The following is a 7,991-nucleotide window of genomic DNA, read 5'->3' as shown; positions in this document are numbered from 1 at the left end:
CATACATATGAAATAGAAAATAACCTTAAATTAATAATAATTGTTGAAATTAATGTTTGATTTGGTATAATAGTTTAAGATATTAATACGCATTATTATTTGGTGTGTTTAATATGAGGTTGTTAGGTACAATAATTAGGAGGTGTCGTATGGCTATCAAAAAGTTAAAAGACATGAAACCAGGTGAGTCTGGTCTTATTGTTGCTCTACATGGCAGTGGCAATGTTAAACATCGTCTAATTGACATGGGCCTTGTTAAAGGTACAAAAATTCATGTTATGAAGTTTGCCCCTTTGGGTGATCCAGTAGAAGTTAAAGTTAAAAACTTTGAATTAGCACTTCGTACAAGCGAAGCTGGCATGATTGATGTAGAGGTTCAATAGGAGGTTCACATGGCAGAAAATGGGCAAATTCGCATTGCCTTAGCAGGTAACCCTAACTGTGGTAAAACTACAATGTTTAACAATATCACAGGGGCGAAGCAACACGTTGGTAACTATGCCGGCGTTACAGTAGAAAAAAAGGAAGGCCATACGAAATTTGATGGCCATGAGTTATTGTTTATTGACTTACCAGGTACATATAGCTTAACTGCACGTTCCTTGGATGAGTTAGTAGCGCGTAATGTTATCGTAAATGATAACCCAGATGTAATCGTTAATGTTCTTGATGCATCTAACTTGGAACGTAACTTATATTTAGCAGCACAATTATTGGAACTTGAAAAGCCAATGGTTATTGCTCTAAACATGGCTGACGTTGCTGAAGAAATGGGCATCAAATACGACCTAAAAAAAATGGCAGAAATGACAGGGGCTACAATTGTTAGCACAGTAGGTCGTACAAACATTGGTACAAAAGACTTGTTAGCAGCAACAATTAGTGTAGCTGCTTCTCAAAAAGCTCCTGGTGTAACAATTAACTATGGTGATTTGTTAGAAGGCAAAATTAGTGAGCTTGTAGAATTGCTAAAACAAGCAGGCACTGTTACATATCCACTTCGTTGGATTGCTGTTAAGTTGTTAGAAAAAGATGCTGACGTTATTGGCAAAGTTATGCGCTTTGATAATACGGAAGCTGTTATTCAAAAGGCTGAAGCGATTCGTGAAGAAATTAAAGATCAAGTTGATCTTGATATTGTCTTCCAAGAATATCGTCACCGCTTTGCAGTAGAAGTATATAATACATGTTTAACACAAGCGCCAACTCAATTGGAAACACGCTCTGACCGTTATGACAAAATCTTAACGCATCGAATTTGGGGCTTACCAATCTTCATGGTTGTTATGTACTTATTGTTTGCGTTCGTTAACTTCGTTGGTGGTATTCCTCAAGGTTGGATCGAGGATGGTTTCGCTGCATTACAAGCTTATGCGGTTCAGACTATTCCAGAGGGCCAATTACAGTCACTCGTATCTGATGGTATTATTGCCGGCGTAGGTGCCGTACTATCTTTCTTACCATTAATTCTTTTGCTATTCCTTGGTATTTCCTTCTTGGAAGATACTGGTTATATGGCTCGTGCAGCCTTCGTTATTGACCGTGTAATGCGCGCTTGTGGTTTGCATGGTAAATCCTTTATTCCGTTGCTTTTAGGTTTCGGTTGTTCCGTACCATCTGTAATGGGCGCTCGTATCCTTGATAATTATAAGGATCGAATGGTTACTATCTTAATTACACCATTCATGAGTTGTTCTGCACGCTTGCCAGTGTATATTTTATTTGCAAATGCGTTCTTCCCAAATGGTTGGGATAGTACTTTAGTTGTATTCTCTGTATACTTCTTGGGTATCATCTTTGGTATTATCTTTGCAAAAATCTTCCGTAAGTTCTTATTTGCTGGTGAAGCTGAACCATTTGTAATGGAATTACCTCCATATCACTTGCCTACATTAAAAGCTACATGGATGCACATGTATGAACGTGCTAAATTGTACATCATTAAAGCCGGTACTTTCATTATGGCTGCTTCCATCTTGATTTGGTTCATCACTGCATATCCAATGGATGTAGAATACTCCAAAGATTATGATGCAGTGAAAGAACAAGTTGCACAAGAGTATGAAGTAAAAGATGCTGCTACATTAGCTCAATTTGGTATCACTACAGATGATCAAAAAGAGGCAGTAGATAAAATTGTAGAAGATATGAAATCTACTGTAAAAGATGCTGAAGATGCTGCTAAGAACGCAGGAGAAGATGAACCTGAAGTAGCAGTAGAGGATGATTCTGAAGCACCTGAATTATTCAATGATATTAAAGATGAAAATAAAGACTTGTTCCCAGCAGCATGGGCAATGTATAAAAACAGTGCTAACTTAGATGCTGAAAATGACAAACTTGATAAAGAACAAGCTTCTGAAAAAATTGAACAATCCTATGCAGCATCCTTTGGTAAAGCTATCAACCCAGTGCTAGAACCATTGGGGTTTGATTGGAAAATGGGCCTATCATTAGTAGCTGGTTTGGCGGCTAAAGAGGTTGTTATCTCAACGTTAGGTACTGTCTATGCTGTTGGTGGTGATGATCAAAATCCAGCTCCATTGACTGATTACCTACAAAATGATCCAAGCTTCTCACCATTGATTGCATTAACAATGATGTTGTTCGTATTAATTTACCCACCTTGTTTGGCAACATTAGCCGTTATCAAACGTGAAACAGGTTCTTGGAAATGGGTTGCATTCATGTTCTTCTATGAAAATACATTTGCTTGGATTGCATGTTTCATCTTCTATAACATAGGTCGCGCATTAGGTTTCTAATCTAGAATCGCTAAATAGGAGAGTTTAGCCACTTTTAGATACTTTGAACAAAAATGAATAGAAAAAATGCGATTTTGTTATAAGTAATTTAAAAATAATACTTGATAATTATCAATATTCGTGGTTAAATGATAATGAGAAAAGGGAAATATCCTTTAGATATTGCTTTTATCTTATTTATCACTAAGACACATATTGTAATTTAGTAGATATTGAGAAAGAGGCATAATAATGGATAATCTTGTTATAGGACTCATAGTTGTATTAGCAATAGCTTATATCGGCAATAAATTTTACAAACAAATGTCTGGTAAAGGTGGCTGCGGCTGTGGTGGCGGTGGCTCCAATTCTAGCTCTAAGAAATCTTCTGGTTGCGGTGGTAACTGTAGCTGCGATGGTTCCAACAAGGCACTAGGCATTAAACGTACAGCTAAGTAAGCTAATACGAATTCTGATTTTGAAAGAGGGGTCTCTATAATGGCTCCTCTTTTCAAATATAGTAATTAAATTTTTTATCATATTTAGTAGAAAGGAATATTATCATGTTCAACATCGATCAAAAAAATCTTAAAAACGCTAACTTATTCGCAGCAGGTCTTGCATTGGGTACTGTAGGTCTTAAAGTTTTAACTTCTAAAGATGCTAAAAAAGTATATGCTGGTATCGTAGCAGCTGGCCTTCGCGCTAAAGAAACTGTATTAGAAACAGCTGAAAAAGTACAAGCATCCGCATCTGACGTATTGGCAGAAGCTCAAGAAATCAACGAAGCACGCAACGAAGAAATCTTTGAAGAAAACAAATAATTAGAGGATTGCACATATGTTACAATTTTCTGTAGTAAAAAAACTCAGAAATCGCTTGCATGTTAAGGTTACAGGTCATCGTTTTACAGAGGCTGAAGCAGCTTATGTAGAGGATACATTGCTCCTTAATGATGCAATTGTAGATGTAACCTTCTACACTCGCAGCAATCAAGTTGCCATTAAACATACTGGCGATGTTGATGCTGTGCGTGATGCAGTTCTCGGTCTACGCGATTTAGATTTGTCTGAAGCTCCTGCTTTAAACGAATATTCTCCTCGCTTGGTAAATAAAAAATACCGTGAAATGATGATCAACCGCACTGCACTTTACTTAGGTAAAAAAGCAGTGTTGCCGGCGCCTATTGCAGCTGCATGGGCTTGGTTTGATGGTATTAAATTTATCGGTAAAGCGATTAAAACATTGTGGCAACGTAAGTTAACTGTCGAAGTACTTGATGGTGTAGCTATTGGTGCTGCATTACTTCAAAAAGACTACCCTACAGCTGGCGCTGTTATGTACCTATTAGGTATTGGCGATATCTTAGAAGAATGGACTCATCGTAAATCCGTATTGAATCTTGCTCAAAGCATGTCCTTGAATGTAGATAAAGTATGGGTATTAGTTGATGACATTGAAGTGAGCAAGCCAGTTAACGAAGTTGTGGCAGGTGATAAAATCATTATTCGCCAAGGCGAAGTGATTCCATTGGATGGCGTCGTTATCGATGGTGTTGTTCTTGTTAATGAAAGCTCCATGACTGGTGAACCAGAAGCGGTTCGTCGCGATCAAGACAGTTCTGTATATGCAGGTACTGTTGTTGAAGACGGTAAAGCTATTGTAGAAGTACGTAGCACATCCAAAACATCTCGTTACGAAAAAATCGTTAACCTTATCGAAGAGTCTGAACAAATGAAATCCGGTATGGAACAACAAGCATACCGCATGGCTGATAAATTAGTTCCAATAAGCTTTATTGGTGCTGGTTTAACATACTTGTTGACTCGTAATGTGATGAAAGCATTGTCTTTCGTAATGGTTGACTTCTCTTGTGCTCTTAAATTATCCATTCCATTGGCAGTACTTTCCGCTATGCAAGAAGCATCTAAACGCGGTATCACTGTTAAAGGTGGTAAATTCTTAGAACAAATTGCACAAGCAGATATGATTGTATTCGATAAAACAGGTACTCTTACAAAAGCAGAACCTGAGTTTGAACAAATCATTCCATTTAATGGTCATGATGCAGATGAAATGTTAAAATTGGCTGCATGTATTGAGGAACATTTCCCTCATTCCATGGCAAAAGCAATTGTACGTGCTGCTAAGGATCATTCCTTGCCTCACAAGGAAATGCACTCCGACGTAGAATACGTTGTAGCTCATGGTATTGCATCTAAAGTAGGCCGCTACCGTGTACGCATTGGTAGTGCTCACTACATCTTTGATGATGAAAAAACAAAGATTCCTGCAGATGAACAAGAAAAGTTTAATAATTTACCAAATTCATCTTCCCATATTTACCTCGCTATTGGAGGTACACTAGCAGCGGTTATTTGTATTAAAGACCCTGTTCGTGAGGAAGCAAAACAAGTTATAGCTGATTTACATACATTGGGCATTAAAAAGGTTGTCATGATGACTGGCGACTCCAAACGTAATGCACAACGTGTAGCTGACGAACTCGGCATCGATGAATTGCATGCTGAAGTATTGCCAGAAGATAAAGCGGCTTATGTAAAACAAGCAAAAGCTGAAGGCTATACTGTTATGATGGTAGGGGATGGTATTAACGATTCCCCAGCAATTTCTGAAGCACATGTTGGTATCGCTATGAATGAAGGCGCACCAATCGCTCAAAAAATTGCAAATGTTACTATTTCTTCCGATCATCTACAAGCTCTTGTAGATTTACGCCGCATTTCTATGGCATTGATGAAACGCATCAAAGCAAATTACAATGGTATCGTTGGTTTCAATGGTGCTCTTGTAGGTGGTGGCGTACTCGGTATTATGCCGCCAAGCCAAACAGCATGGTTGCATAATCTATTCACATTGGGTATCGGCTTAGAAAGCATGACTCCATTGTTGAAGAAAGAAGAACAAAAGGAAACTGTTCCTACAATTGATGTAACAGCTGACTCTGTAGTGGCTTAATTAAAAACCTCCGTATAAGGTATTCATTTACCTGTATGGAGGTTTTTCTTTTTTGATGACATTTATCTATGATTATTGTAAAATACAAAGAGATTACATATCATAGGAGATCTTTATGAACACATTAATAGATATTTGTAAAAGATCCATCTACTTGAATATATTTATCGTAGTAATTCCTATTATTGCGTATATGATTCATAATGGATCGAGTGCGACAGTAGCACTTGCATGGTATTTGCTCTTATCGTTAATAATGCCTTGGGCATATTTATCGTTTAAAAGTAGTACCTTTGGCGATGGTAAATCGATTAGCCGTATTGCCTATGTTATAAGTTGGATTATAATTCACGGTATTAGCTATAAAGGTATTTTTCTCGGTATAGATTTATCCATGTTATGGAGCTGGCCAACAGTTGGTCGAGATGTAGCTTTCTTAGTAGCTATGTATATTGGTGTTACTATTAGCTTGATTTTGGCATACGGTCTTACTCGTTTAGTAGGAGGCCGTAATGAATAAGAATTTTTGGTTATTTACAATTGTCTGTGCATTATTTGTAAGTGCTGTAACGACAGTTCTTTCTTTGAGTGAAGCGCTAGCTTTACCAATTTTAGTATTCCCCGTGTTGTCCCTCGTAATACCTCTTATGGTACGAAGACTTAAGAATGCTAAATTTAATGACGATTTACCATTGAGTATGGGATATCATGCGTATAGTTGGGCTTGGTGGACTGTATTTTCATTTCTTCATACGCCCTTTAGCTTTACTGCAGATAATGGAATTGTAACAGCGTTACTTCTCTTCGTGGTGTATTTTATAGTTCAAGTACTTATTGAACTCTGTGGGTTGCTAGCTACTAAGTTTTTCAATCGAAATCATCGATGGGGAATGGTAGATGAAGCACTCGATATAATTGGATATACTATTCCAATTCCGTTCTTATATATTGGTTCGCTTCTCTATATTGATCTACAAGATCCCATGGTTTATTTCATGTATGCGTCATCTATGAATGTAAATATACTCTTTGCAGAATTGGTGTCATTACTTATATCCTTATTGGTATTCGTATTCTATTTATACCCAAGAGAAATAGCCTATAAAGGTATACGATTATTTCGTATTGTTTTAACTGCTGGTTTATGGCTCGCTATGAATGCGCATATTTTATATGGTGGTTATATTCCAGAGTTTGTTTTATCTTTAGTTCCCACCGTTTTTCCAACGTATCAAGGTAATCCACTAGTGTTTGTTACCCCAACTTTGTTAGAAGCTGGTATGACAGGTGTAGCAGTGATTATAGGTGCATTGGTAGAGCGTGGTATTATTTCACGACGCCGTGAACGTATTTAATTTCTAGTTTCGACTTATATCCGTAAGGAATGAGAACGAAGGAGGATTTATGAACAACAATGAACGTCTAGTGGATGATAACTCAACTGTATCAATCCAAGGCAATGAAACGACTAACTCCGTTGAACGTAAAAAGGTTAAAAAAGAGAAAAAGAGTGGTATTACTATTCGTGAGCTTACCATTATTGGTTTGTTGGCGGGGATTACAATCGCATTAGGTGTATCTGGATATGGGATTATTCCATTGGGGCCTCTTAATGTGACAACTCTACATGTACCGACTTTGATCGGTGCTATTGTAGAGGGACCTAAGGTAGGTGCTTTTGTAGGCTTTATCTTTGGTTGCTATAGCTTGTGGCAAAATATTACAGCTCCAAACATTTTGTCTCCACTATTTATTAATCCAATCATTTCTGTGTTACCACGTATACTTTTCCCTGTATTAGCATATTTAGTATACTTATTATTGTGGAAAGCACCTCAAGGCCCACGCATTCTTGTATCTGCATTTATGGGTACTGTATTCCATACAATTATGGTTATGGGACTTATCTTCTTGCTTTACGCAGATATGTTTGCTATTAAAATGAACCTAAGCCCAGATCAAGTATTAGGTTCTATTGTATTCTTATCTGTTACGCATGGTATTCCAGAAGCTGTTTTTGCAGCTGTTATCGTTACTCCAGTTGCATTGGCATTACGTAAGGTATTGCGTAAGGATACTCCTAAGAAAGAAAAAACTGATGCTGTTACAAGCGCTGCAACAACAGTAGGAGCGGATGCAAATAAAACTACAGAAGTTAATAAAATAAAATCTGTAGAAGAAAACATAACTAAATAGTATTTTACAGGCTTTTCATAAATATGATAAAATAAATATCATTCGATAAGTATTGAGGAGGATAACCATGGC

Annotated in this window: 8 protein-coding genes; all 8 read left to right on the top strand. The window is 37.3% G+C overall.

What is annotated here, in order from left to right; all coding sequences use genetic code 11:
- The first annotated feature begins 149 nt into the window (after positions 1-149).
- Positions 150-383, top strand: a complete 234-nt coding sequence (locus QZ548_RS05925; RefSeq protein WP_227720811.1) for a FeoA family protein — start codon at positions 150-152, stop codon at positions 381-383.
- Positions 384-392: 9 nt separating this feature from the next.
- Positions 393-2,765, top strand: coding sequence for a ferrous iron transport protein B (gene feoB / locus QZ548_RS05920; protein WP_227720810.1), 2,373 nt, complete (start codon positions 393-395; stop codon positions 2,763-2,765).
- Between the two features lie 231 nt (positions 2,766-2,996).
- Positions 2,997-3,203 carry a FeoB-associated Cys-rich membrane protein gene (locus tag QZ548_RS05915; protein ID WP_227720809.1) on the top strand — a complete coding sequence of 69 codons (207 nt, stop codon included), beginning with the start codon at positions 2,997-2,999 and terminating at the stop codon, positions 3,201-3,203.
- Between the two features lie 104 nt (positions 3,204-3,307).
- Positions 3,308-3,568, top strand: coding sequence for a DUF6110 family protein (locus QZ548_RS05910; protein WP_004697111.1), 261 nt, complete (start codon positions 3,308-3,310; stop codon positions 3,566-3,568).
- Positions 3,569-3,584: 16 nt separating this feature from the next.
- Positions 3,585-5,723: a heavy metal translocating P-type ATPase gene (locus tag QZ548_RS05905; RefSeq protein ID WP_295869042.1), complete on the top strand. Its 2,139-nt coding sequence runs from the start codon at positions 3,585-3,587 to the stop codon at positions 5,721-5,723.
- A gap of 115 nt (positions 5,724-5,838) precedes the next feature.
- Positions 5,839-6,243: a hypothetical protein gene (locus QZ548_RS05900; RefSeq protein WP_295869040.1), complete on the top strand. Its 405-nt coding sequence runs from the start codon at positions 5,839-5,841 to the stop codon at positions 6,241-6,243.
- The gene (locus QZ548_RS05895; RefSeq protein ID WP_295869039.1) at positions 6,236-7,078 is read left to right on the top strand and encodes a hypothetical protein; all 843 of its coding nucleotides are present in this window, start codon (positions 6,236-6,238) and stop codon (positions 7,076-7,078) included. Before QZ548_RS05900 ends, QZ548_RS05895 begins: the two co-directional genes overlap by 8 nt.
- 49 nt (positions 7,079-7,127) lie before the next feature.
- Positions 7,128-7,919 (top strand): ECF transporter S component, encoded by a 792-nt coding sequence (locus tag QZ548_RS05890; protein ID WP_295869038.1) that lies wholly within the window; start codon positions 7,128-7,130, stop codon positions 7,917-7,919.
- Positions 7,920-7,991: the final 72 nt, after the last annotated feature.

Origin of the sequence: uncultured Veillonella sp. (assembly GCF_915069625.1) — a bacterium.
GTDB lineage: Bacteria > Bacillota > Negativicutes > Veillonellales > Veillonellaceae > Veillonella.
Note: the sequence above shows the minus strand (reverse complement) of the source record. Positions and strands in the feature narration are given on the sequence as shown.